Genomic DNA, 23729 nt, shown 5'->3' with positions numbered 1-23729 from the left:
TACCGGGCGCCTGCGCCCGCACCGTGCGTCCGGCTCTCGCCGTCTTCGCTCATCGCGTCTCAGATCCCCACGGTGAAGTCCGAGGACCACACCTGCATCTCGTAAACGATCCGGTCCCAGGCCCCCGTGACGAGCAGGAGGCCCACGGCGACGAGCATGCCGCCGCCGATGCGCATCACCCACACGTAGTGCTTCTTGATCCAGCTGAACGCGCCCAGCGTGCGCCGGAAGGCGACCGCCGCGACGATGAAGGGCACGCCGAGACCGAGGCAGTAGGCCACGGTCAGCAGCGCGCCGCGCTCGGCGCTCGCCTCGTTGAGTGCCAGTGCCTGGACGGCCGCGAGCGTCGGCCCGATGCACGGCGTCCAGCCGATCCCGAACAGCACCCCGAGCATGGGCGCACCGGCCAGCCCGATCGTGGGCCTCCGGTGGATGCGGAACTCACGCGAGGTGAACCGCGTCATGATCCCCATGAACGTGAGGCCCAGCAGGATGGTCAGCGCGCCGAGCACCTTGGATATGGTCTCCCGGTGCTCCAGGAGGGTCGAGCCGAAGCCGCCGAAGAGCGCGCCGCCGGAGACGAACACGGCGGTGAAGCCGAGCACGAAGAGCGAGGAGCCCAGGAACATCCGGCCGCGCCGGGCCTCGGCCAGATCCGTGCCGCTGACCCCGGTCACGTAGGAGAGGTAGCCCGGCACCAGGGGCAGGACGCAGGGGGAGAAGAAGGAGACGAGCCCGCCGAGCACGGCGATCGGCAACGCGAGCAGCAGCGTCCCGCTGAGGACGGTCTGGTTCACACCGGACGCGAGGAGCGTGCTCATCCCCCGCTCACTTCTCCGCGAGCAACGGCTTGATCATGGCGCGCAGATCGTCCTCGCCCAGTTCCTTCAGCGCGCGGACGGCGATCTTGCCCTCGCGGTCGAGGACCAGGGTGGAGGGGATCGTCTGCAGCGAGAGGGAGTTGCTGGGGAAGCGCCGGAGCTGCTTGCCGCTGGGGTCGAAGAGGCTCGGGTAGTCGATCTCGTAGGTGCGGTCGAAGGCGCGCGCGTTGGCCTTGTCGAGGTCCCGGGTGTTGATCCCGATGAACTCCACGCCCTTGGCCTTGGTGTCCTTGGCGACCTTGGCCATGTGCGGCGCTTCGGCCCGGCAGGGCGCGCACCAGGAGCCCCAGACGTTCAGGACGACGATCTTGCCCCGGTAGTCCTTCAGCGAGAGCTTCTTGTCGTCGACGGTCTCCCCCGAGATGTCCGGTGCGGCCTTCCGCTTGCTCACGGGCACCGTCGTCACCTCGCCGGTCCCGCCCACGAACTGGGTGTCGCCGGAGGACGATCCGGTCTTGCTGCCACCGCACCCCGTCAGGAGCAACGCGCCGGCCATGGCCCCGGCGATCAGCAGGGTCGGGCGATGTCGGAGAGCGGCGGCTCGGAGCATGTGAAGAGTTTCGCATGGGCGTCCGGGGGATCTTTCACACCCCCCTGGTCCGATACGTACCACCTGTTCACGTCGCCCGGCTCGGGCTGATTCGCGCCGCCGCGCACCGGGCGCCGTGCCAGGTCAGCGGGTCGGGCGGGGCACGCGGGCCAGCCGGGTCAGGCGCCGAAGCCCTTCGCGCCCTTCACCGGCTTGGCGCCCGCCAGCAGGTGCGCCGGCACCAGGTCGCGCGCGGGCTCGGTGTAGCCGACGGACACGATGCGGTCGCCCAGATACGTGAAGCTCGTCAGCGAGGCCAGCGTGCACTGCCGGTTGCGCGGGTCGTGCCAGAGCCTGCGGCCCTCGACGAAGCTGCGCAGCGTCCAGATCGGCAGCTGGTGGCTGACGCACACCGCCTCGTGGCCGCGGGCGGCGTCCCGCGCGGTGTCCAGCGCGCCCTTCATCCGTACGACCAGGTCCAGGTACGGCTCGCCCCACGAGGGGCGGAAGGGGTTGCGCAGGTAGCGCCAGTTGGCGGGCCTGCGCAGCGCTCCGTCGCCGACGCCGAAGGTGCGGCCCTGGAAGACGTTGGCGGCCTCGATCAGCCGCTCGTCCTCCGCGAGGTCGGTCCCGTGCGCCTTCGCGAGGGGGGCCGCGGTCTCCTGGGCGCGCTCCAGCGGGGACGCCACGACGTGGGCGATGTCCCGGTCGGCCAGCGCCTCCGCCACCCGGTCGGCCATCTGCCTGCCCAGCTCGGAGAGGTGATAGCCGGGGAGACGGCCGTAGAGCACGCCTTCCGGGTTGTGCACCTCGCCGTGCCGCATGACATGGACGACGGTCACCGTCTTGCTGTCCGTGCCGCCCAGGTGATCCATCCGACTCATCTCGCCCACACCTCTCGCCTCACCTGCACCCGCGGTGCCGGTCGTGCCGTCCGTCCCGCCGAACCGCTCACGCGCACCCGCGCCCGCTCGCGTCCGCCTGCGCTTCCACCCCCGCCGCCGCCGTGCCCGCTCACCCCGCCGCCTCCGCACGGGCCGCCGCGCGGGCCGCCGCGGGCAGCGCGCCCGCGATCCGCTCCAGCGCCCGGTCGTCGTGCGCGGCGGACACGAACCACGACTCGAACGCGGACGGCGGCAGGTAGACCCCCTGCTCCAGCATCGAGTGGAAGAACGGGGTGAAGCGGAAGGACTCCTGCGCCCGCGCGCCCGCGTAGTCCGTGACCGGGCCGTCGGTGAAGAAGACGGAGAACATACTGCCCGCCGACTGCACCCGGTGCGCCACCCCCTCCTTGGCGAGCGCCTCGGTCACCAGCGCGCGCAGCTGCGCGGACACGGCGTCGACCGTCGCGTACACCGCCTCGTCCAGCAGCCGCAGCTGGGTGGCACCGGCCGCGGTGGCCACCGGGTTCCCGGAGAGGGTGCCCGCCTGGTAGACCGGGCCGGCCGGGGCCAGCTGCGCCATGACGTCGCGGCGCCCGCCGAAGGCCGCCGCCGGGAAGCCGCCGCCCATCACCTTGCCGAAGGTCATCAGGTCCGGGGTGACGCCGTCGAGGCCGTACCAGCCGGCGCGGCTCACCCGGAAGCCGGTCATCACCTCGTCCGAGACGTAGAGCGCGCCGTCCGCGCGGCACAGGTCCCGCAGCCCCTGGTTGAAGCCCTCCACCGGGGGCACGACGCCCATGTTCCCCGCGGCGGCCTCGGTGATGACACAGGCGATCTCGCCCGGGTACGCGGCGAAGGCGGCACGTACGGCGTCCAGGTCGTTGTAAGGCAGCACCAGGGTGTCGCCCGCCTGCGCGCCGGTGACGCCGGGGGTGTCCGGCAGCCCCAGGGTCGCCACCCCGGAGCCCGCGGCGGCCAGCAGCGCGTCGACGTGGCCGTGGTAGCAGCCCGCGAACTTCACGATCTTGGCCCGGCCGGTGAAGCCGCGGGCCAGCCGGATCGCCGACATCGTCGCCTCGGTGCCGCTGGAGACCAGCCGGACCTGCTCGACGGGGGCGACGCGGGAGACGATCTCCTCGGCGAGCGCCACCTCGTCCTCGCCCGGCGTACCGAAGGAGGTGCCGCGGCTCACCGCGTCCCGCACGGCGGCCAGCACCTGCGGATGCGCGTGGCCCAGGATCATCGGGCCCCAGGAGCACACGAGGTCGACGTACTCCCGGTCGTCGGCGTCCACCAGGTACGGACCGGTACCAGACACCATGAAACGGGGCGTACCCCCCACGGCCTGGAAGGCCCGGACCGGGGAATTCACACCTCCGGGCGTCACGGCGGAGGCACGGTCGAACAGCGACTGCGATACTGGGGCATCGTACGAGTAGGTCACGTGAGCCATGGTGTCAGAGCCGCGTGCGCTTGTGCCGCCGGGCGTTTCACACACGCCTGCGCGGGGAGGTCTCTGACACGATGATCGGGTTGCGCGGCGTGAGCCGCGAGTGGTCGGGTGGTGACATGAAGCGCGGTGGCGGGCTGGGCGAGGGAACCGGAGGGGTCGAGCCGGAGCGCGCCCGTGGCCGGCACCGGCGCGATGGAGCGGGCACAGCGGGATCGGGGAGCAGCGAGGGTGGCGGCCGAGTGGGGGTGACCTACAAGTACTTCGGCGCGCCGGACGGCGCGACCGCCGCCCGGGTTCCCGTTTCCATGCGCCCGGAGGAGCTGGGCGGGGACGAGCTGGGGCACGGCATGTTCACCAAGATCAAGCCGGAGACGATGGCGGCCATGGTCCTCACCGGTATCGAGGGCATACCCCTGCACAAGGTCCCGCCGCTCGAACTGGTCGTGCTGCACCCGGACTACGCGGTGGTGAAGCTGCCCATGACCGTGGTCGACCCGCTGCGGGGCATCGGCGAGGAGTCCGTGGGCGCGGCTGCCTTCATCTGGTCCACGGTGCCCGACCGCTCCGGCCCCAGGGACGCGTTCAACGTCTACCAACTGCTGCACGAGTGGCAGGACTTCTCCGAGCGCCTGCACTCGGCGGGCCACCAGCCGTACTGCCTGCTCTGGCCCTGACCTGGCGTTTCACGGGTTTCGGGCGGGGGCACCGATGCGCCCTGGGCGGCGGGCCGGTCACCCTCGTCTGCCGCCTCGGTTTCCGTGAAGGCGTCTCTTTCAGTCGGCGGGGGCGCCGGAATCCGGTGGGGCTGGGGTGGACCAGGCGGGTGCGGTGAGCAGGTGCAGGGCGCGTTGGCGGATCAGCGCTATCTGGGACCCCCCCCCCGGCGAATTTCGAGGTGCGGCCGGATTGCTGCATCGGGTGTTTGCGGTAGCGGAGAGTCGGGGCTTCTATCAGCACTCCGGCGGCCCGTGCGGAAGCGGCCATCAGGGTGCCGGTGTCCTCCATGCCGCGCATCGCGGACCAGCCGCCCAGCGACAGCAGGAGGCTGCGGCTCCACATCACCCCGGCCGGGTGGATCGGCAGCCGGTAGCGACCCGGGCCGGTCGACCAGTGTTCCAGCAGCACGCCCCTGGCCAGTGGTCCGTCGCGCAACGGGAGCGGGTGGTCGCGCAGTTCGCCGCCGGGCAGCAGGTCACGGGCCCGTCCGGCCGCGTATCCGGCCTCCGGATGTTCCCGCAGCGCGCGGGAGAGCTGGGCAAGCGCCGCGGGTTCCAGCTCGTCGTCGGCGTCGAGATTCTGGATCAGCGAGGCCGTGGAGCGCCCCAGAGCGAGGTTTCTGGCCACCGCCGGCCCCTCAGTGGTGCGGTGTGCGCTGACGCTGACGCGATGGTCCGCCGCGGCGCCGCAGGAGTGGAGCGCCGAGCGCACCGGCCCGGGCTCGGGGCCGTCGATCTGCACCACCCACCGCCAGTCGCGGTGGGTCTGTGCACGCAGCGAGGACCATGCGGAAGCGACGTATCGGGCGTAGCCCGCGTGAGCCGCTGTGACCACGTCCACTCGCACGAGCGCCTACCTTACGGGCGGGGGCGCCCGGGCACGGCCGAAACCGGTTCACCGCAGGCCGCCGCGTGGTAAGTACGTTGCCATGGAGGCCAATTCGATCATCACGCGGCTCAGCCAGGTCAGCACCGAGGACAGCCGCGAGCTGGATCGCGTATGCGAGGACGTGGCCCGCTCCCTCCACGAGGACGGCAGCGAACCGCCCTTCGACATCACCTCGGCGAACTTCGCCTCCGACCCCTTCCTCATCTGCGCCGACCGCTACTGGCGCCGGCGCTTCCTGGACCGGCCCTCCGTACGCACCGCCGCCGAGTGCGCCCGCTGGCTCCACGCCCACACCGTCGAGGCAGAAGCCGGACTCGGCCTGGCCCACCGCACCGAGATCGAGCAGAAGTGGACACTGGGCTACGCCTTCATCACCCGGGACAGCGAAGAGTCCCCTGGCGAGATCGCCGAGGCGTGCCAGGACATCGTCGGGTCGCACGACCTCGCCTACTTCACCACCGTCTACCACGCGGGCAAGCTGCGCTCGAACTTCCGCTTCGACGAACTGCACGCCTTCCTGGAGTCCTCCCTGCTCGCCCTGGCCGCAGGCAGCCACCGCAGCGGCCCGCTCTTCACCGCCCTGCGCGCCTTCGCCGCCTTCGGCAGCCGCCGCCTGACCGCCGAGCACGCCTCGGACCTGCTGGACCACGCCTGGTACTCACCGCAGCGCACCATGCACACCGTCGACCTCTGCCTGAACGCCCTCTCCGCCGCCGCCCCCTTCGACGGCCAGGGGCCCCTCCTGCGCGACCGGGCCAACGAGGCGGCGAGCGAGTGGCCCGAGAACCACCTCTTCGTCTTCCGCCTCGCCAGCGGGCTCCGCCTGTGCAAGGAGTACGGCCCGGCGCTGGAGGCGGTCGATCTGGCGCTGGCGCTGCTGCCCGCCGTCGGCAGCCGGGGCAGCCACAGGGTTTTCCAGGAGCAGTACCTCGCCCAACGCGAACTCATCCTGGAAGGCCGACTCCGCGCGGCCGAGGAAGCCGCCCAGCGCAGGCGCTGGGAGCAGCAGAACGCCGCCTACCGCAAGGTCGAGGCCCGCCTCAACTCCGCGACCAGCCACCTGATCACCATGATCTCGGTCTTCCTGGCCGCCATCGCCTTCATCATCAGCACCATCCAGCACACCTACAACGGCGATCTCCCCCTGGGCGACCGGATGTGGCTCATCCTCGCCCAGGGCGGCATCATGCTCGGCTTCTCCGCCCTCCTCATTCTCGGCACCCACCTCCTGCTGCGCTACCGCCAGCAGCCCCCCGGTGAAGACTCCGACGCCGAACCCCCCACCAGCTGACGGCACCGAGGCGCTGGCCGACCCGTCCCCGCAACACCCCTGCGCAGGAGGCGGCGACCACTCCACCCTCGTCAATCCAGGTTGACAAACGGGTGGCTGTCAACCTAGATTGACAGCATGACCGAAGCAACGGATCTCGCCGAGCGGGCGGGGGATCGTGATCCCAGGGTCGGGCTACGGGCGGTGGCCGCGCTGCGGCGCCTGCTCGAACAGCTCGAAGCCGTCCAGGTGCGCAGTGCACGCAACCAGGGCTGGTCCTGGCAGGAGATCGCCGCCGAGCTCGGGGTGAGCAGGCAGGCCGTGCACAAGAAATACGGGAGGCAGTGAATGTTCGAGCGGTTCACGGACGGCGCCCGCGCCGTGGTCAAGGGTGCGGTGGGGCGGGCCGAGCAGCGCGGTGACGCGCAGGTCGAGCCCGGGCATCTGCTGCTCGCGCTGCTCGACGCGCAGGGCACCAAGGGAGCGTTCGCGCTGACGGCCCTGGGCGTGCGGCGTGCGGCCGTGGTGAGCGGGCTCGACGAGGCGCGGCGGCGCGGTGGAGTCTCGGCGGCGGACGCCGAGGCGCTGGCCGGGCTCGGAATCGACGTCACCGAGATCGTGTCGCGGGTCGAAGAGGCCCATGGCGAGGGTGCGTTGGCGCGCGGCAGCCGGCCGGCGGGGTGGCTGCGCCTGGCGGGGTCGGGGCACCGGCCGTTCACCAAGGAGGCGAAGACGATCCTGGAGCAGTCCCTGCGGGTGGTCCTGGCCCGCAAGGAGAAGAGCATCGGCGACGAACACCTGCTCCTCGCGATGACGGCACGGCCCGGTGTCGTACGGGATGTGCTCGCCGGGTGCGGGGTGACCTTCGACGCGGTGGAACGGGTCCTCGGACGGGGCAACGAGGGCTCGGCCAAGGCGGGTTGAGCGCCGAGGTCAGGTCGGGGATGCGGCTGGCGAAAGCTCCGCACCAACGGGAGTCTCCACGGCGGTGCCGCTTCCCGGCCCTCACGCTTCGCGCTCGTTCCCCGGCTCCGTGCCGCCGCCCGGCCGGCGCCACGTCCCGCCTCCGGCCAACCCTTCCCGCGCCACCCCTGTCGGGTCTGCCACCGCGCTGCCCCGGGTCCTTAGGCATGCGGAAGCACCGGCGATGTCATCCCGTGGACGCCCCCCGGCTCAACCTGGCGGCCGACGCTGAGCGCCCACCCCGCACGCGAAGATCGACACCGTCGGATCTCACCGGGGAGGGCACATATGACCACGCATGTCAGGGACACAGCAGCAGCAGCAACGGCCGCCAGGATGTCAGTCCGCGCGTCGGCCGGCCGTAAGCCCGCCGAGGCCGTCGAGCCCGTTCCCCGCTGGGCGGTCCGGGTGGCCCACGCCATCCCGCTGTGTGTCCTGCCGTCCGGGCTATGGCGTATCGCGCTGGTACTGGGCCTGTCCGGCTACGACGCGAACTACCACTGGGCGGTGTGGGAACGCCCGTACGTGATCGGGCTGTCCGTGGTGTCCGAAGGATTCGCGCTGCTCGCCCTCGGGCTGGTGCGGCCGTGGGGCGAAGTCGTCCCGCGTTGGGTGCCGAGGCTGCGCGGTAGACGGATACCGATCCGGGCGGTGGTCATTCCGGCCGCGCTCGGGGCCATGCTGATCATGATGCTCTGCGCGTACACCGTGCTGAACCAGATCTTCGGTTTCGTGGAGCCGATGAACGAGAACGGCGACGGCTTCCCCACCAGCGGTCCGGCCGTCTGGGCGCTGTGGGCGACGTACACCCCACTCCTCGCCTGGGGCCCGCTCCTGGCGATCCTCACCGTCGCGTACTACCGACGCCGCCGGGCGAACGACACATCGGCTGCCGCTCGGCCCGAAGCCGGACAGCCGGTCGTGCCCGCGTACAGGCCGACGGACTGGTGCTGAGCACGCTGCCGGCCGCCAGGCAGGAGGGGACAGCCCTCAACGGCCGGTCCGGGTGTTGATGCCGCCCATGATCAGGTCGGTCAGCGCGGTGACCGCGTCGTCGGTGGACGCCCGTCCTTGGTTCAGTTCGGCGGCGATCGCCTCGGCCGCGCCCAGCACACCGACGCACCGCAGCCGCAGGACTTCGGGCGCGAGGCCGGAGTGCGGCAGCAGCGCGGCGGCCATCAGGTCCGTGTAGCTGTCCAGCAGCTCGCGCTGGACCGCCTCCATCTCCGGATTTCCTTTCAGCGCGGCGGAAATGGCGCCGAGTTCCGGCATGTCCGTGGCGCAGGCGAAGTACGCGGTGCTGATGACGCGGGCGACCTCGTCGGCGGTGGGTGCGGCTTCCCGCAACGCCTGTGCGATCGCGGCCCGGTGGCGTTCGTCGAGGCGCCGGTACAGCGCGAGCAGCAGGCCGGGACGAGTGCCGAAGTGGTCGTACACGATCGGCCTGCTCACCCCGGCCGCCTCCGCGAGGGTGACCAGCGTCAGGCCGTCGGTGCCCCGGGGTCGCACGATCGTCACGGCGGTGTTGAGCAGCTGCTCCCGCCGGGCCTGCTTGGACAGGCGGGTCGAGGTGGTGGCCATGGTCCTCCGTTGTGTTCGCACTCCAGAGTATGTTACAAAACGTAGGCTACAAAATGTAGCTTTACGAAAGTGAGGACCTGCCGTGGGACAGATAAAGCCAGTACTGATCTTGGGTGGTTCGGGGCAGGCCGGCTCGGGAACCGCCGCCCTCCTGCGCCAGTGGCACCCGGAACTGCCCCTGACGATCGCGGGTCGCGACCTCGGCCGCGCACAGCGGGTGGCCGACGAACTCGGCTCCGCGACGGCCGCCACCATTGACCTGCGGCGCAGCGACCTCGGCCGCCCGGCCGAGGACAGCTACTCGATGGTGGTCTCCACGCTGTGGGACGCCCACCTCAACGGGCTGCACTACGCGCAGGACCGCGGGTTGCCCTACCTGAGCATCTCCAGCGGCCTGGTGGACCTCGCGCCGGAAGTCGTGGCGGGTGCACAGCGGGCAAGCGCCTCGTCCATCCTGGTGGCCAGCCACTTCTGCGCCGGCATCGTCACCCTCGCGGCGCTGGAGCTGGCCCGGGAGTTCGAGCGGGTCGACACCGTCCGGATCGGCGCCGTACTGGACGAGGTGGACACCGGCGGGCCCGCGGGTGCGGCCGACCTGGAGCGCTGGGCCACCGCCACCACGGCGGGGATGGTGCGCCGCGACGGCGTCTTCACGTGGGTCAACGACCCCGAAGCTCAGGCGGAGGTGCCCCGTACCGACGGCGTCGTCCTGCCCGGCCAGAGCATCGCCATCCCCGACGTACCGAGCCTCGCCCTCGCGACAGGCGCACCGAACGTCCGCTTCGACATGGCCGTCGGTGAATCCGCGGCCCGGCACCGCGGCGACGCCGCTTCCAGCGAGATCCGGATCGACCTCGAAGGGGTGGACCGCACGGGTGCGCCGCTCAGCACCAGCCGCTACCTCGTCCACCCGGCAGGGCAGCGCCCCCTGACCGCACTCGGCATCGCCCTCGGTGTCGAGCGGCAGCTCGGCCTGCGAGGCGGAGCCGTCCTGCCGGGCATCCACACCCCGGAAAGCCTGCTCGACCCGGCCTACGCGGCCGACCGACTGGCGGAGATCGGCGCCTCCTTCGTCGACGCGCCCGGCGGCAGCTGAACAGCTGAACACCCGGCCGAGCGCCTGGTGTGCGGTGGGCAGGCGTGTCCGGAGTCGGTGGCGTGTGCATCGTCGGCAGCAGCACGCCGGTGGTGCGCGCGTGCCGAGGCGGCGGCCAGGCGCGCGTGCTTACCCGAACGGCCCACACCAGGTTGCCGCCCGCCCCCAGTCGGCCGATGCTCGAAGTCCCCCGCCCGGGAGGACGTACCGAGGGATGGAGAGAGTCATGGCCAACGCGGCTCACCACACCGGACATCCCGCGCGGCAGCACGGCGGCGCGCGCAGCGGCTGGGCCTCCGGCGGCACGGTGTTCGCCGGTGTGCTGATGCTGGTGCAAGGCGTCTTCGGCGTCCTGAGCGGCATCGCCGCCATCGCCAAGGACGACGTCTACTCCCGCATCGGCGACTACGTCTTCGAGTTCGACCTCACCACCTGGGGCTGGCTCCATCTGGTCCTCGGCGTCCTGGTCGCCGTCACGGGCGCGAGCATCCTTGGGGGCTCCACCTGGGCGCGGGGCGTCGGCGTCGGGCTCGCGGCCCTCGTCATCATCGCCCAGTTCATGTGGCTGCCCTACCAGCCGATCTGGTCGCTCGTGTCGATCGCCTTGGCCGTGTTCGTCATCTGGGCGCTGTGCACCGACCATGACCGGGCGTCCTCGGTCTGACCGGCGAGAGTCTGCGAGCCCTGCGCCCGGTGCGCGGCATCACCCGAGCCCGAATCCGCGGAGCCCGCGCCCGCGGAGCCGGTGAGCGCGGCGGCGCGTCATGACCCACCCGGGGACCCTGATCCTGATCATGGCCGCGGCGGTGCTGGCGCCGCTCCTGGCCTACCGGGCCGGGCGGCGGGTCCGCGTTCCCCTGGTCATCTTCGAGATCGCGCTCGGCATCGCCCTCGGCCCGGACCTCCTCGGCTGGGCCCATCCCGGACAGGTCGTCGACACACTGTCCGATCTGGGGCTCTCGATGCTGATCTTCCTCGCGGGCTACGAGATCGACTTCGCCGCCGTACGCGGCGACACGCTGCGCCGCTCCCTGTGGGCCTGGCTCGTCTCGCTCCTCGCCGGGATCGGGCTGGCCGTCCTGATCAGCGGCGGGGAGGTGTTCGAGGCGTTCGTCATCGGCACGGCGCTCACCAGTACGGCCCTCGGCGTCGTCCTGCCGCTCCTCCGCGACCAGGGCGCTCTGCGCGGGCGCTTCGGCAATGTGACCTCGGCGTTCGGTGCCGTCGGCGAGTTCGGCCCCGTGGTCGCCGTGGCCCTGCTGCTGAGCGGGCGCAGGCCGGCCGAGTCGGCGGCGCTGCTGGCCGCCTTCGGGGCCATCACGGCCGTCGTCGTCTTCTGGGCGCTGCGCCCGAAGCCGGCGTGGTTCGCCCGGCTGACCGAGCGGACGCTGCACAGCAGCGGCCAGTTCGCGGTCCGGTTCGTCATGCTGCTGCTGGCCTGCATGCTCGGTCTGGCCGAGGCGTTCGGCCTCGACGTGCTGCTGGGGGCGTTCGCCGCCGGCATCGTCACCCGCCTCGTGCTGCACGCCGCCGCGCCCCGGAGCAGCACGGAGATCATGGGCAAGGTGGAGGCGATGGGCTTCGGCTTCCTCGTGCCCCTCTTCTACGTCGTCACCGGCATCGAGTTCGACCTGGACGCGCTGGTCCACTCCCCGGGGGCGCTGCTGATGGTGGCGGTCTTCCTGGTGCTGTTCCTGCTCGTGCGCGGCGTACCGGTCTACGCCTTCGCCCCCGGCGATCTCACCCGCGCCGACCGGGTGTCGCTGGCCCTCTTCTCCTCCACCTGCCTGCCGCTCGTCGTCGCGATCACGACCATCGGCGTGGACCAGGAGGTGCTCGGCACGGACCAGGCCGCGGCCCTGGTCGGTGCGGCGATGCTCTCCGTGCTCATCCTGCCGACGCTCGCGCTGCGGACGGGGGCCGACGGGGCGGGCCGTGCCGGGCCCGCCCCGCGGCCGGGGGAGGAGACGGAGGCGTGGTGAGCGGCGGCCGGCACCGCCGTGCCCGATCCGGCGGAGGCTCCGGGGCAAGGGCGCGCCGGAGCCTCCGTGGCCGTTGCCCCTCAGCCGGCCGCCGCCGGTGACCGCCAGGCCGCGGCGGCGGCCGTGTCCGCTCCCTCGGCGTCGTGCAGCGCCTGGAGCAGCGTGGAGCGCGCGCGGGCGACGCGGGAGCGGATCGTGCCGACCGGGCAGTCGCTGAGTTCGGCCGCCTCCGCATAGGGCAGGCCGACGAGTTGGGTGAGGACGAACGCCTCGCGGCGCTCGTCGGGCAGCTCCTCCAGGAGTTCCGCGAGGGCGACGCCGTCGTCGAATCCGGGCAGTCCGCGCTGCTGGGCGCACTCGACGGCGGTCTGCCAGTCGTCGGTGTCCAGGAGGCGGGGCCGGGCGGACGCGCTGCGGTAGCTGTCGATCACCGCGCGGCGGGCGATGGACAGCAGCCAGGTGCGGGCGGAGGAGCGTCCCTCGAAGCGGTGCAGGCTGCCGAGGGCCCGCAGGAAGGTGTCCTGTGCCAGGTCGTCGGCGGTCTGGGGGTCCGCGCTGAGATAGGTGACGAAGCGGCGGACGTCGCGGTGGAGGGCGCGGACGAAGTTCTCGACGGCTTCGGGGTCACCGCCGCGGGCGGCGAGTGCCCAGGCCGTTATCGACTCGTCGGCAGGCGTCTTCTGGTCGCGCGTTCGCGCAGCGTACGGCGCCTTGTCGGCTGCGGCAGGCAGGGGAGGACTGATCACGTGGTGTCCTTCTCGGGAGTTCGGAGATCCCGGCGCGCGGAGATCCGGCACGCGGGATTCCGGCACGCGGAGCGGCCGCACGGGCACGAGGCACGAGGCGGTCCGGTCCGGTGCTGAAAGGGAGTGGCGGGCGTGCGCGCGCACGGCGGCACACGCCCGTTGCCCGAGCCGTCGGGCGCGCTGCGCCCGGGACGGTGTCGGGGAACCGGCTGTCTCAGCTGACAGCGGTCCCCGCGGGCGGGCCCCGAGAGGTGATGGTGTGCACGAGGAGCAGTTGGCACGGCGTACGGACCGCGCGGCGGCGGGCGCGGACGCGCGGGCGGTGCGGCGGCTCGGGCAGGATGAGCAGCAGCCGCAGCGGGGCGATGAGCCATCCGGCGACGGCCCGCAGGACGCGGAAGACCGCGCGCTCACCGAACGCGAGCCACAGGCCGCACAGCAGCGCGACCAGCAGGTGGGCCAGGAGCATGCCGGAGGACATCCCGGTCATGCTGTGGCCGGAGCCCGGCATGGCGTCCATGGCGGGTACCTGTTCCGCCGCGAAGCCGCCGGGGGTCGCCCGGTGCGTGGCGTCTGCCTGGGCCGGGGCGAGGTGGCCCGCAGCGGCGGTGCCCTCACCCGCGCCGCCCCCGGCTGCCGACGGCGCCGGCAGCCGCTGCGCGTACGAGAACCACAGGTGCAGTGCGATCTGGACGGCCACCGCGGCGGCGGAGACGAGGAGCGGCCCGCGTTCCCGGGCCGCCAGGCACCAGGCGGTGCCGCCGGTGGCCGCCACCGCGGCGGCGAGCGCCCACCAGGGCAGCGCCGTACCTGACATCAGGACGTGGCCCAGGCTGGTGAACAGCACGCAGACGGCCGCGAACACCGCGGCCCGCGCCATGCGGAAACACCACCCGGCAGCCATGGCGTTTCATCCTCGCATTCCCGGTCCGCCCGTTGTGAGGGGGTAGGGGAAGCTTCCCTCATCCGGCACTCAGCACACTTCCGGTGGCTCACGTCACAGCGGGGGACGGGAACCCTGCGGGAGTGGCACCCGACTCCTGTACCCGGAGGTGTTTCTGTGACAACGGATCGGGCGGGACGGGCCGGTGGGAACGGGACCGGCGCGCGGCGGCCCGTGGCGGCGGTGAGATCGCGGTGAAACCGGGGACAGGCGGTTCGACCGCCCTGCTCACGTGCGCCATGGCCTTCTCGATGATGCAGCTGTTCCTGCTCGGGGCGCTCGGCCCGCGGCTCGTGGCGGACCTGGGCGTCTCACCGACCGTGCTGGGGCTGACGACCACCGTCGGCTTCGCCACGGCGGCCGTGCTCTCCCCGCTCGGCGGCCGGGTGGTGGACCGGCTGGGGCCGCGGCGGGCACTGGTGGTGCTGCTGGCCGTCGCCGCGGTGGCCCTGGCGCTGATCGGGTCGGCTCCGGGGGCCGGGTTCCTGCTGGCCGCCGTCGCACTCGGCGGGCTGCCGCAGGCGCTGGCCAATCCCGCCACGAACAAGGCGATCCTCGCCGCCGTACCGCCTGCCCGGCGCGCCTCGGTGACCGGGACGAAGCAGTCGGGGGTGCAGCTGGGCGCGTTCGCCGCCGGACTGCCGCTGGCGGCGCTGGCCGGGCTCGCCGGGTGGCGGGGAGCGGTGTGGACGGCGGCGGGAGCCGCGGCGGTGGCGGCGGTGTGGGCGGCACTCGCGCTCCCCCCTGATCCGCCGGCCAGGTCCACCCGCGCCGTCTGGGTACCGCGCGGCATGATCGCGTGGCTGACGGCGTTCTCGCTGCTGCTCGGCTGCGGCATCGCCTCGGTCAACACCTACCTCGCGCTGTACGGCGCGGAGCGGCTGGCGCTCGGTCCCACCGCGGCGGGCGCGCTGGTGGCGGTACTGGGACTCGCCGGGATCGCGGGCCGGATGGGCTGGTCGAAGGTGGCGGGGCGGCCGGACCGGGCGGTCTGGCTGCCGGGCTCCCTGGCCGCCGCCGCGGTGGCGGCAGCCGTGCTGCTGGCCGGTTCGTCCGCCGCCCGTCCCCTGGTGTGGGTGGCGGCCGTCGCCGTCGGGGTCTTCGCCGTGTCGGCCAACGCGGTGTCCATGGTCCTGGTGATGCAGCGCACCCCTCCGGGCCGGGCGGGCCAGGACTCGGCGCTGGTCTCGGCGGGCTTCTTCGCCGGATTCGCGCTCGGGCCGCCGCTGTTCGGGCTGCTGGCGGAGTCGGGCCGGTACGGCGGCGGGTGGCTCCTGGTGGCGGGCGAGTTCGCGGGGGCCGCCGCGGTGGCGCTGCTGTGGGCCGTGCGGGACCGCCGGGCGGACGTACCGTCATGAGGCCGCGTACGGGGAGCGGCCCGCGCCCGCCCGCGCCCCGGCCGACCGCGGCTCCGGCCTGGGCCACCGCCGCCCTGGACTCCCTCATCGCCCGGGTCGCCGTCACCCGCGCCGAGGCAGGCGACCGGTTCCCCCTCTTCGCGGACCCGGACACCGGCAGCTGGAAGACCACCGCGCGCGGCTCGTGGACCGGCGGGTTCTGGACCGGGCTGCTGTGGCTGCGCGCCCGGTGCACCGGCGAGGCCGCCGACCGTGCGGCGGCGCGGTCGTGCACGGCCCGCCTGGCCGACTGGGCGGAGGCGGACACCGCCACCCGCGGACTGATCTTCTGGTACGGCACCGTCCTCGCCGACGACGGCCCGAGCCTGCGGGAACGGGCGGCCCGGGCCTGCCGGGACGCCTTCGACCCCGAACTGGGCCTCGTACCCTGGGGCGCCGCGTTCGGCGGGCCGCGGCTGCGGGCCCGGGTGGACGGCGTGCCCGGCATGGTGCCGCTGCTGGCCGAGGCGGATGCCGCGGCGGCCCGCTCCCACCTGCGCCGACACCTCGCCCTGTGCACGGGGGCCACCGAAGCCGCGCCGGCCACCGGGGCGCAGCCGTACCGCTGGTCGTGGCGGCAGGTCCCGGGCACGGGCTGGACCGCGTGCGCGGACCCGCCGCCGGGCTGGAGCAGGGGCCCGGCGTGGCTGCTGCTGGCGCTCGCCGAGGCCGCCCGGCTGCCGGGGGCCGACGACCACCGCGCACACGTCGACGCGCTGCTGCCCGAACAGCTCGTGCCGCTCGCCGACACCGCGCACCCCGGCGGCCCCCGGGACACCTCGGCCGCCGCCATCACCGCCTTGGCGCTGCTGCGGCTGGGCCGCGTAGAGCGGGCCGCCGCCCTTCTCGAAGAGCTGGTCGGCAGCCATCTGACCGCCGACGGCCGCCTCCTGGACGGCTGTTACGACCTGGCGGCCGGCACGGCCGTCCGGCACGAGCTGGTCTGGGGCACCTTCTTCCTGGCCTGCGCCCTCGCGGACTTCACCGGCCACGCCACCGCCGAGCCCGGCTGACACAGCGTCAGGCGCCGTCCGTGCCGCCCCGGTCCGCCCGCAGCACCCGCCGCGCCACCGAGGTGATGTGCAGTTCGTCGGGGCCGTCGAGGATGCGGGCCGCGCGGCCGGTGCGGAAGAGGGCGGGCAGCGCGGTGTCCGGGCCCAGTCCCGCCGCGCCGTGGACCTGGACGGCCGCGTCGGCCACCAGCTCCAGCGTGCGCGCCGCGGCGACCTTGGCCAGGCCCACCTCCACGTGGGCGTCGCAGCCCGCGTCCAGCAGGGAGGCGGCCTCGTGCACGAGGGGCCGGGTCGTCCGCAGGGCGAGCAGCGACTCGAAGACGTGGCGCTGGACGAGTTGCAGGTCACCGAGCGGGCCGCGGGTACGGGTGCGGGTGACGGCCCGCTCCCGCATCAGCTCGAACGCGCGGGCCGCCTGGCCCAGCCAGCGCAGGCTGCGCAGCGTCCGGCCGAGCTGGAGCCGTTCGGCCGCGACGGCGAGGGCCTTGCCGCGTTCGCCGACCAGGTGCCCGGCGCCCACCTCGACGCCGTCGAGTGCGATCTCCGCCTGTCCGGCCGCGCCGAGCACGGGCAGTTCGCGCACCACCCGGAAGCCGGGCGAGGCGGTGGGGACCAGCAGCAGGGACAGGCCGTCCCGGTCGCCCGCCCGGCCGTCCGTGCGGGCCAGCACGGTGACGAGGTCGGCGTCGGCACCGCCGCTGACGAACCACTTGCGTCCGGACACCCGCCAGCCGTCCCCGCTCTCCTGCGCGTGCGCGGTGGTGAGGAAGGGGTCGGTGCCGGGGACGTCCGGCTCGGTCATCGCGTAACTCGCCCGCAGCTCCCCGGCGACCAGCCGCAGGAGGTAGCGCTCGCGGACGGCCTCGCTGCCGTGCCGCCACAGCATGAGGGCGTCCAGCAGCGAGGCCGAGCCGAGCGCCGCCGGGCCGTGGTCGCTGGCGCCCTCGGCCTCCGCGACATGCGCGTACGTCCGCAACGGCAGCCCCTGGCCGCCCAGTTCCGCCGGGAGGGGCAGCGCCCACAAGCCCTCACTCCGCGCCTGCGCGCGCAGTCGGCGCAGCGCCGCCGCCGCGTTCGGACCGCCGCCGTCGAGCACCGGCTCGCCGGGTACGACCCGCTCCCGGACGAACTCCGTCACGCGGGCTCGCCACTCCCGTGCCTCGGCCGGGCACCGCGGATCTCCGAACGCTACGTCCAGCACTTCTCCCCCACCCCTTCGGGAACTCCGGCCCTCGCCGGTCCGACTGCCTCTTCGGGGAACTGGTCGGGGGCGGTCGCTCCCGGGTTCCCGCGCTTCGGGAAAGGAAAGAGGCATGGCACTACCAGCCATACCGGTCTCACCAGCCACCACATCAGCAAGACGGCCACTCGACGGGCTGCGCCTGGAAGCCTCCGGTGCGCCGGGGCCCGGTGGCGGACTCGTCACGGAGCACCTGCGGCTCCTCGGTGCGGAGGGGGACACCGAGGAGGACGCCGAGGGGAACGCCGAGGGCGGCGGGCACACCGGCGGCCGTATCGCGCTCTGCGGGCCGGAGTACCCCAAGATCACCGTCCGCACGAGCTGGGTCGACGGCCCGGGCCTCGGCGGGCCAGTCGCCGACGAGGCGACCGTCCAGGCGGCCGCCGGCATCATGGCCGTGCACGGCCGCCGCGACGGCACCCCGCGCGGACTGGCCGCCGACTACGCGGCCACCGCCACCGGCGTCCTGGCCGTCCAGGCGCTGCTCGCCGGACTCCTCGCGCAGGCGCGCGGCGGTCAGGTCACCAGCGCCGAGGTCAGCGCCGAACGGGCCGGCCTGCTGGCCGTCTCGCAGTATCTGGCCGCCGCCGGGGCGGAGGAGGCCGAGGCCGCCGAACTCTCCCCGGGCGGACCGCCGTTCACCTCCGCCGACGGGACCGCCTTCGAGCTGGAGACGCTCGACCCGGGCGCGTGGGCAGCGTTCTGGCAGGCCCTGGGCACCCCGGGAGAGGCGGTACGGCGTGGCTGGCGCCCCTTCCAGTTCCGCTACGCCACGGCCTGCGCGCCCTTCCCCCAGGCACTGCACGAGACCACTCGGGCCCACAGTTGGGAGCGCATCCGGGACGCGGCCCGCTCCGCCGGTGCCCAGGTGTGCCCGCTGCACACGCTCACCGCGCGGGCCACCGAGCACGACGGGGCCCCGCCCTGGACCCTGAGCACGCACGGCACCGCGTACGCCGCCGCGCACGCCGCCCCCAAGGCCCCCTCGGCGGCCCCGACCCCCGCGACCCCGCTGGCCGGACTGACCGTTCTGGAGGCGGGCCGCCGGATTCAGGCACCGCTCACCGCGCACCTGCTGGGCCTGCTCGGTGCGGAGGTGGTGCGCATCGAGCCGCCCGGCGGAGATCCGCTGCGCGGCATGCCGCCCTCCTGCTCGGGCGTCTCGGCACGCTGGCTCGCGCTCAACCGGGGCAAGAAGGCCGTCGAGGTGGACATCAAGTCCGCGGCGGATCGCGTACGGCTGCGCGCGATGGCGGCCGGCGCCGACGTCTTCCTGCACAACTGGGCGCCCGGCAAGGCCGCCGAACTGGGCCTGGACCACGTGCACCTGGCCGCCGTCAACCCCGCGCTCGTCTACGCGTACACCAGCGGCTGGGCCGGGCGGCTGCCCGGAGCGCCGATGGGCACCGACTTCATGGTGCAGGCCCGCACCGGGGTCGGCGAGGCCGTGCGGCCCACAGGCGAGCCCCCCGCACCGTCCCTGATGACGCTGCTCGACGTGCTCGGCGGGCTCCTCGGGACCGAGGCCGTCCTCGCGGGGCTGCTGCTGCGGGAGCGCACGGGATGCGGAGTCCGGGTGGACTCGTCCCTGCTCGGCGCCGCCGACGTGCTCACCGCACCCGCCCGAAGGCGCGCCGCCCAGGGGCTCGACCCGCGGCGCCCGGCGGGGTTCCGCCGGCCGCTGCCCACGGCCGACGGCTGGATCGCCCTGCCGGACGATGCGGAGCCTCCCTCCGACCTCCCCGGCATCCCCGACCTTCCCGGCATCCCCGACCTCCCCGGCATCCCCGACCTCCGCCAACTGCCCACGGCACAGGCGCTGGAACGGCTGCGCGGGCGCGGCCTGTCCGCCGTGCCGGTCGTCACCGACCTCGCCGACCTGCTCTCCACCGGCTCGATCAGCCGCGACGCCCACGGCGCCCCCGCCGTACCCGCCCCTTGGAGATTCGCATGACCCTCGCCCTGCACGACCTGCTGCCCGCCACCCTGCGCCGTACCTGGGCCGTGGAGGGAACCTGCCCCGACCTGGACCTCTACAGCCTCTACCGCGCCCACCAGATCGCCGACCCGCACCGCACGGCGGTCCTCGACGCCAAGGGGAAGCTCTGCTACACCGCGCTGGACCGCAAGGCCCGATGTCTGGCCGCCGGGCTGCTGGGCCTCGGCGTACGCCCCGGTGACGTGGTCGGCGTCCAGCTGCCCGACAACCGCAACGCCGTCATCGCGGACCTGGCGCTGGCCGCCCTGGGCGCCGTCGCGCTGCCCTTCCCGGTGGGACGGGGCGCGCGCGAGGCGGCCTCGCTGCTGGGCAGATCGGAGGCCGCCGCGGTGATCGCGGCGGCCGAGCACCGGGGCAGCATGCCCGCGGCCGAACTGCTGGCGCATGCCGGGGAACTGCCCGCGCTGCGTACGGTGGTGGCCGCGGGGCGGGCGGGAACGGCACCCGCGGGTGCCGTCGCGTTCTCGGACCTGCTGCGCACGGACCCCAAGACGTTCGTCCCGGCCCGCCCCGACCCCGACACCGCCGCCCGCATCCTGGTCTCCTCCGGGTCCGAGGCCGAACCGAAGATGGTGGCCTACTCGCACAACGCGCTGGCCGGCGGCCGGGGCAACTTCCTCGGCTCCCTGATACCGGACGGGCGCCCGCCGCGCTGCCTCTTCCTCGTGCCGCTGGCCTCGGCGTTCGGCAGCAACGGGACCTCCGTCGCGCTCGCACGGCACGGCGGAACGCTGGTCCTGCTCGACCACTTCACCCCACAGGCCGCGCTGGAGGCGCTCGCCGAGCACGAGCCGGACCACGTCCTGGGCGTGCCGACCATGATCCGGATGATGCTGGACTCCCTCGCACAAGGCCCTCCCCGCCCGTTCGCGCCGCCCACGGCCCTGGTCGTGGGCGGTTCGCCGCTGGACGAGGCCACCGCGGCGGAGGCGCGCCGTGCGTTCGGCTGTCCGGTCGTGCACCTCTACGGCTCCGCCGACGGCGTCAACTGCCACACGGGGCTGGCCGGCGGCACCCCCGGCGGTGCCGGGCTGCCGGGCATCGCCGCCGGTCACCCCGACCCCCGGGTCACCGACATACGGATCGCCGCCCCCGGCACCCGTGAACTGGAGGAGGTGCCCCGGGGCACGGTCGGCGAGATCGTCGCCCTCGGTCCGATGTCCCCGCTGTGCTACGTCGCCGCTCCCGACCTCGACGCCCGCTACCGCACGGCGGAGGGCTGGGTCCGCACCGGTGACCTCGGGCTCATCGGCGAGGACGGCACGCTCCGGGTCGTGGGGCGGCTCAAGGACGTGGTGATACGGGGCGGGGAGAACATCAGCCCGGCCGCGGTGGAGATCGGGCTGGCGACGCATCCCGGCGTGCGGGACGTGGTGTGCGTCGGGGTGCCCGACCCGCTGATGGGCCAGCGGCTCGCGGCCTGCGTCGTGGCCCGGGGCGAGGCCGCGCCCACCCTGGCCGAGCTGTGCGCCCACCTGGAGACCCGAGGTCTGGAGCGGCGCCGGCACCCCGAGCGGCTGCTGGTGCTGGACGAGCTGCCCCTGACCCCGGCCGGCAAGCCGGACAGGGCGGCACTGCGGGCACGGTGCGCGCCGGGGGGCACGGACGGCTCCAGGGGCGAAGCCGAGGTCGGGGAGCAGCAGCCCCTGGCTCCGGCCGGCTGAACCACCGAAAGGGGGAGGGGCCGCCCAGCAGCACCAGGCGGCCCTTCGCAGCACGGCGGACCTTCCGTGTGCTCCGGCCCTCGCGGCTCCGGCCCTCGCGGCTCCGGCGCTCCCGGCTCCGGCGCTCCCGGCGACCGCGGGCTCAGGAGGCGGCCATCGCCTTCTCCACCGCCGTCGCCGCGTCCTTGTACACGGACAGCAGATCCAGGTCCTCGGCCGGGTAGTTGACGATGTCCACCTGCCGCGCGCCCGAGCCGGGCAGCACCTTGCCGGACGTCATGTGCACGTTTTCGAGCACCAGCTGCGGCTTCTTCGCGGAGAGGTCGGACAGCTGCCCGGCCGTCACCGCCTCGGGTCCGTAGGTGCCGACCACGTCCGCACCGGCCAGCTTCGCCGACCACTCGCTGAAGACCTGCGAAACGACGGTGGGTGGCTTGCCGTTCGGCCACGCCTTCTTGAGGCCCTTGTGCAGCTTGCCGTACTCGGTCTCGAACGTGGTGATCCACCTGGCGGCGGCGTCCTCGGTGCCGAACATCTCGCCCAGGCGCGTCACCTCGGCCTTGACCTTGGCCGCGTCGTTGTCCAGGGCGACCTCGACGAGTTCGGCGCCGGACCCGGCAGCCTCCTTGAACTTCGCCGCGTACGGCTCGAACGGCGCGTACAGCACGTAGTCGGCGTCCGCCACAGCCGCCAGGTCGGAGGGCTTGGGGTCGTAGTCGGGGGCGTGCTGCACCGACCCCACGACGACCCGCACGTCCTCGGCACCGGCGGCCTTGGCGAAGGCGCCCTCCCAGCTGGTCGTGGCGACCACGACCGGCCCGGCGCCCTTCTCCCCCGGCTTCGACCCGGACGAGGAGGAAGACGACTCTCCGCCGCAGCCGGCGGCCGTCAGCACGAGGACCGTACCGGCGCTCAGTGCGACGAGGGGAGTGCAGCGGGCTCGGATGCGCGCCATGAGGTGATTCTCCGTTCGGGGACGAGATGGGCGGCGAGGACGACCGCACCGGCGGTGAGGACGAGGACGGGGCCGGGCGGCCAGTCGAAGCGGAGCGCGACCAGGAATCCGGTCAGATTCACGACGACGCCGATACAGACCGCCCAGAGGGTGATGGACAGCAGCGAGCGGCCCAGTCGCCGGGCGGCGAGAGCGGGCAGGAGCGTCAGCGCGTCGACGAGCAGCGCGCCGGTGAGCTTGATGGCTCCCGCGACCGACACCGCGACCAGGACCAGCAGCACGAGGGTGAGCCGCTCGACGCGCACACCGGAGGTCAGGGCGAGTTCACGGTCGTAGAGGAGGAGGGCGATGTCCCTGCGGCGCCACCAGAACAGGCCGGGCACGACGACGGCCAGGGCGGCCAGCAGCCACAGGTCGGCGGTGCCGACCGAGAGGACGGACCCCCACAGCAGCGCGAACGCACCGGCCGCGTTCACGCCGGAGACGGCGAGCAGCAGCAGCGCACCCGCGATCGCCAGGCTCATCAGCAGGCCCATCGCGCCGGACAGCCCGTCCGGGGTGCGCGCCAGGGGGGCGACTCCGGCCCCGGCCAGTGCGCACGCCACCAGCGCGCACACCATCGGGTCGAGGCCGGTCAGCATGCCCACGGCGATGCCCAGCAGCGCCACGTGCATCATCGCGAAGCGCACCGGCATGATGTCGAGGCCGACGATGACGACACCGATCACGGGCAGCCCGACGGCCGCGATCAGCAGGGCGAGGCCCGCGCGCCGGACCGGCACGAGCTGGAGCAGCTCGCCGACGTCGGCAGCGGCCAGCGTGTTCACCGGACCTCCCGGAGCCGGCCCGCGGCCATCTCCAGCACCCGTTCGCAGCGCTCGGCCAGGGCCCGGTCGTGCGTGACGACCACGACGGTCACCGGCAGCGCGAGCAGGAGGTCGGCCGCCTCCTCCTGCCCGGCGAAGTCGAGGGCGGCGGTGGGCTCGTCGGCGAGGAGCACACCCGCGCCGGCGGCCACGCAGCCGACCGCCCGCGCCAGGTGCATCCGCTGGAGCTGTCCGCCGGAGAGCGTGTGCAAGGGCCGGCCGGCGAGGTGCCCGACGCCGATGCGCGACGCGGCCTCCGCAGCCGCGGCGCGGGCACCGCTGCTGGCCAGCAGTTCGCCGCCCAGCAGCGGGAACCGGCCGGTCGCCGGCTTCTGCGGAATCCACGCGCACGCGCGCCGCCGCCGCGCCCATTCGGCCGCGCTGCCGGTGTCCCGGCCGCCCACCAGGATGCGGCCCGTGACGTGCCGGTGCAGCCCCAGAACGGCCCGCAGCAGCGTGGTCTTGCCCGATCCGTTGGTGCCGGTCAGCGCCACCCGCTGCCCGGGTGCGATGTCCAGGTCGACGTCACGCACGGCCTCCACCCGGCCGTGCCGGCACCCGACGGCGGACATCCGTACGTCCAGCCCTGCCATGCCACCTCCCTGCCTCGCCACAGCAGTCGGACGGAGGGGGCGGTCGGTTCCCGGCCGGGCGCGGATTTC

24 protein-coding genes are annotated in these 23729 nt (G+C 73.8%); 12 read left to right on the top strand and 12 right to left on the bottom strand.

Features of this window, described 5'->3' with window-relative positions; genetic code table 11:
• Positions 1-59: 59 nt before the first annotated feature.
• The 4 genes from H299_RS0118440 to hemL form a co-directional block, all read right to left on the bottom strand.
• Positions 60-821 (bottom strand): cytochrome c biogenesis protein CcdA, encoded by a 762-nt coding sequence (locus tag H299_RS0118440; RefSeq protein WP_027749598.1) that lies wholly within the window; start codon positions 819-821, stop codon positions 60-62.
• A 7-nt stretch (positions 822-828) separates the two neighbouring features.
• Entirely contained in the window at positions 829-1431 is a 603-nt protein-coding gene (locus H299_RS0118435) for a TlpA disulfide reductase family protein (protein WP_027749597.1), read from the bottom strand.
• Between the two features lie 158 nt (positions 1432-1589).
• Positions 1590-2294, bottom strand: coding sequence for a histidine phosphatase family protein (locus tag H299_RS0118430; protein ID WP_037759630.1), 705 nt, complete (start codon positions 2292-2294; stop codon positions 1590-1592).
• Between the two features lie 130 nt (positions 2295-2424).
• Positions 2425-3747: a glutamate-1-semialdehyde 2,1-aminomutase gene (hemL, locus tag H299_RS0118425; protein ID WP_027749595.1), complete on the bottom strand. Its 1323-nt coding sequence runs from the start codon at positions 3745-3747 to the stop codon at positions 2425-2427.
• A gap of 116 nt (positions 3748-3863) precedes the next feature.
• On the opposite strand from hemL, the gene H299_RS0118420 reads away from it, so the two are divergent.
• On the top strand, positions 3864-4421 hold the full coding sequence (locus H299_RS0118420; protein ID WP_078512859.1) for a hypothetical protein: 558 nt from the start codon (positions 3864-3866) through the stop codon (positions 4419-4421).
• On the opposite strand, the gene H299_RS38450 is transcribed toward H299_RS0118420, so the two are convergent.
• Complete coding sequence (locus H299_RS38450) at positions 4330-5298, bottom strand: glycosyltransferase family 2 protein (protein ID WP_486587336.1); 969 nt, start codon at positions 5296-5298, stop codon at positions 4330-4332. The genes H299_RS0118420 and H299_RS38450 overlap by 92 nt on opposite strands.
• 94 nt (positions 5299-5392) lie before the next feature.
• Here H299_RS38450 and H299_RS0118410 point away from each other — a divergent pair, with 94 nt between their 5' ends.
• The 4 genes from H299_RS0118410 to H299_RS34905 all read left to right on the top strand — a co-directional run bounded on the left by H299_RS0118410 (position 5393) and on the right by H299_RS34905 (position 8539).
• Complete coding sequence (locus tag H299_RS0118410; protein WP_037759590.1) at positions 5393-6643, top strand: hypothetical protein; 1251 nt, start codon at positions 5393-5395, stop codon at positions 6641-6643.
• 117 nt (positions 6644-6760) lie between these two features.
• Complete coding sequence (locus tag H299_RS0118405) at positions 6761-6970, top strand: helix-turn-helix domain-containing protein (RefSeq protein WP_018571396.1); 210 nt, start codon at positions 6761-6763, stop codon at positions 6968-6970.
• Positions 6971-7546, top strand: a complete 576-nt coding sequence (locus tag H299_RS0118400) for a Clp protease N-terminal domain-containing protein (RefSeq protein WP_027749592.1) — start codon at positions 6971-6973, stop codon at positions 7544-7546.
• A 327-nt stretch (positions 7547-7873) separates the two neighbouring features.
• Positions 7874-8539: a hypothetical protein gene (locus H299_RS34905; RefSeq protein ID WP_486587329.1), complete on the top strand. Its 666-nt coding sequence runs from the start codon at positions 7874-7876 to the stop codon at positions 8537-8539.
• Positions 8540-8575: 36 nt separating this feature from the next.
• Here the strand turns inward: H299_RS34905 and H299_RS0118390 are convergent, their stop codons facing one another.
• The gene (locus H299_RS0118390; RefSeq protein ID WP_027749591.1) at positions 8576-9166 is read right to left on the bottom strand and encodes a TetR/AcrR family transcriptional regulator; all 591 of its coding nucleotides are present in this window, start codon (positions 9164-9166) and stop codon (positions 8576-8578) included.
• Between the two features lie 82 nt (positions 9167-9248).
• Between H299_RS0118390 and H299_RS0118385 the strand changes: the two genes are divergently transcribed.
• The 3 genes from H299_RS0118385 (at position 9249) to H299_RS0118375 (ending at position 12244) form a co-directional block, all read left to right on the top strand.
• Positions 9249-10262: a saccharopine dehydrogenase gene (locus tag H299_RS0118385; RefSeq protein WP_027749590.1), complete on the top strand. Its 1014-nt coding sequence runs from the start codon at positions 9249-9251 to the stop codon at positions 10260-10262.
• 226 nt (positions 10263-10488) lie between these two features.
• Positions 10489-10926: a DUF7144 family membrane protein gene (locus H299_RS0118380; RefSeq protein ID WP_027749589.1), complete on the top strand. Its 438-nt coding sequence runs from the start codon at positions 10489-10491 to the stop codon at positions 10924-10926.
• A gap of 100 nt (positions 10927-11026) precedes the next feature.
• Positions 11027-12244, top strand: coding sequence for a cation:proton antiporter (locus H299_RS0118375; RefSeq protein ID WP_027749588.1), 1218 nt, complete (start codon positions 11027-11029; stop codon positions 12242-12244).
• Positions 12245-12324: 80 nt separating this feature from the next.
• Here H299_RS0118375 and H299_RS0118370 read toward each other — a convergent pair whose 3' ends face one another.
• Both H299_RS0118370 and H299_RS0118365 read right to left on the bottom strand, forming a co-directional pair.
• The gene (locus tag H299_RS0118370; RefSeq protein ID WP_027749587.1) at positions 12325-12990 is read right to left on the bottom strand and encodes a sigma-70 family RNA polymerase sigma factor; all 666 of its coding nucleotides are present in this window, start codon (positions 12988-12990) and stop codon (positions 12325-12327) included.
• Between the two features lie 214 nt (positions 12991-13204).
• A complete protein-coding gene (locus H299_RS0118365; RefSeq protein ID WP_027749586.1) occupies positions 13205-13894 on the bottom strand; it encodes a hypothetical protein in 690 nt (229 codons plus the stop codon).
• A 278-nt stretch (positions 13895-14172) separates the two neighbouring features.
• Between H299_RS0118365 and H299_RS0118360 the strand changes: the two genes are divergently transcribed.
• Positions 14173-15291: an MFS transporter gene (locus H299_RS0118360; protein ID WP_027749585.1), complete on the top strand. Its 1119-nt coding sequence runs from the start codon at positions 14173-14175 to the stop codon at positions 15289-15291.
• Positions 15288-16343: a hypothetical protein gene (locus H299_RS0118355; RefSeq protein ID WP_051262623.1), complete on the top strand. Its 1056-nt coding sequence runs from the start codon at positions 15288-15290 to the stop codon at positions 16341-16343. Before H299_RS0118360 ends, H299_RS0118355 begins: the two co-directional genes overlap by 4 nt.
• A gap of 7 nt (positions 16344-16350) precedes the next feature.
• Here the strand turns inward: H299_RS0118355 and H299_RS0118350 are convergent, their stop codons facing one another.
• The gene (locus tag H299_RS0118350) at positions 16351-17544 is read right to left on the bottom strand and encodes an acyl-CoA dehydrogenase family protein (RefSeq protein ID WP_027749583.1); all 1194 of its coding nucleotides are present in this window, start codon (positions 17542-17544) and stop codon (positions 16351-16353) included.
• Positions 17545-17656: 112 nt separating this feature from the next.
• Between H299_RS0118350 and H299_RS0118345 the strand changes: the two genes are divergently transcribed.
• Together H299_RS0118345 and H299_RS0118340 are read left to right on the top strand one after the other, a co-directional pair.
• Complete coding sequence (locus H299_RS0118345; RefSeq protein ID WP_037759587.1) at positions 17657-19537, top strand: CoA transferase; 1881 nt, start codon at positions 17657-17659, stop codon at positions 19535-19537.
• Complete coding sequence (locus tag H299_RS0118340) at positions 19534-21246, top strand: class I adenylate-forming enzyme family protein (RefSeq protein ID WP_027749581.1); 1713 nt, start codon at positions 19534-19536, stop codon at positions 21244-21246. The genes H299_RS0118345 and H299_RS0118340 overlap by 4 nt, the downstream gene beginning before the upstream one ends.
• Before the next feature lie 142 nt (positions 21247-21388).
• On the opposite strand, the gene H299_RS0118335 is transcribed toward H299_RS0118340, so the two are convergent.
• Genes H299_RS0118335 through H299_RS0118325 form a run of 3 tightly spaced genes read right to left on the bottom strand, consistent with a single transcriptional unit; the run spans position 21389 to position 23660 of the window.
• Positions 21389-22201 carry a metal ABC transporter solute-binding protein, Zn/Mn family gene (locus H299_RS0118335; protein ID WP_027749580.1) on the bottom strand — a complete coding sequence of 271 codons (813 nt, stop codon included), beginning with the start codon at positions 22199-22201 and terminating at the stop codon, positions 21389-21391.
• Complete coding sequence (locus H299_RS0118330) at positions 22159-23028, bottom strand: metal ABC transporter permease (protein WP_027749579.1); 870 nt, start codon at positions 23026-23028, stop codon at positions 22159-22161. Before H299_RS0118330 ends, H299_RS0118335 begins: the two co-directional genes overlap by 43 nt.
• The gene (locus tag H299_RS0118325; RefSeq protein WP_027749578.1) at positions 23025-23660 is read right to left on the bottom strand and encodes an ABC transporter ATP-binding protein; all 636 of its coding nucleotides are present in this window, start codon (positions 23658-23660) and stop codon (positions 23025-23027) included. The genes H299_RS0118330 and H299_RS0118325 overlap by 4 nt, the downstream gene beginning before the upstream one ends.
• Positions 23661-23729 lie beyond the last annotated feature (69 nt).

This window comes from Streptomyces sp. CNH287, from assembly GCF_000424825.1.
Note: the sequence above shows the minus strand (reverse complement) of the source record. Positions and strands in the feature narration are given on the sequence as shown.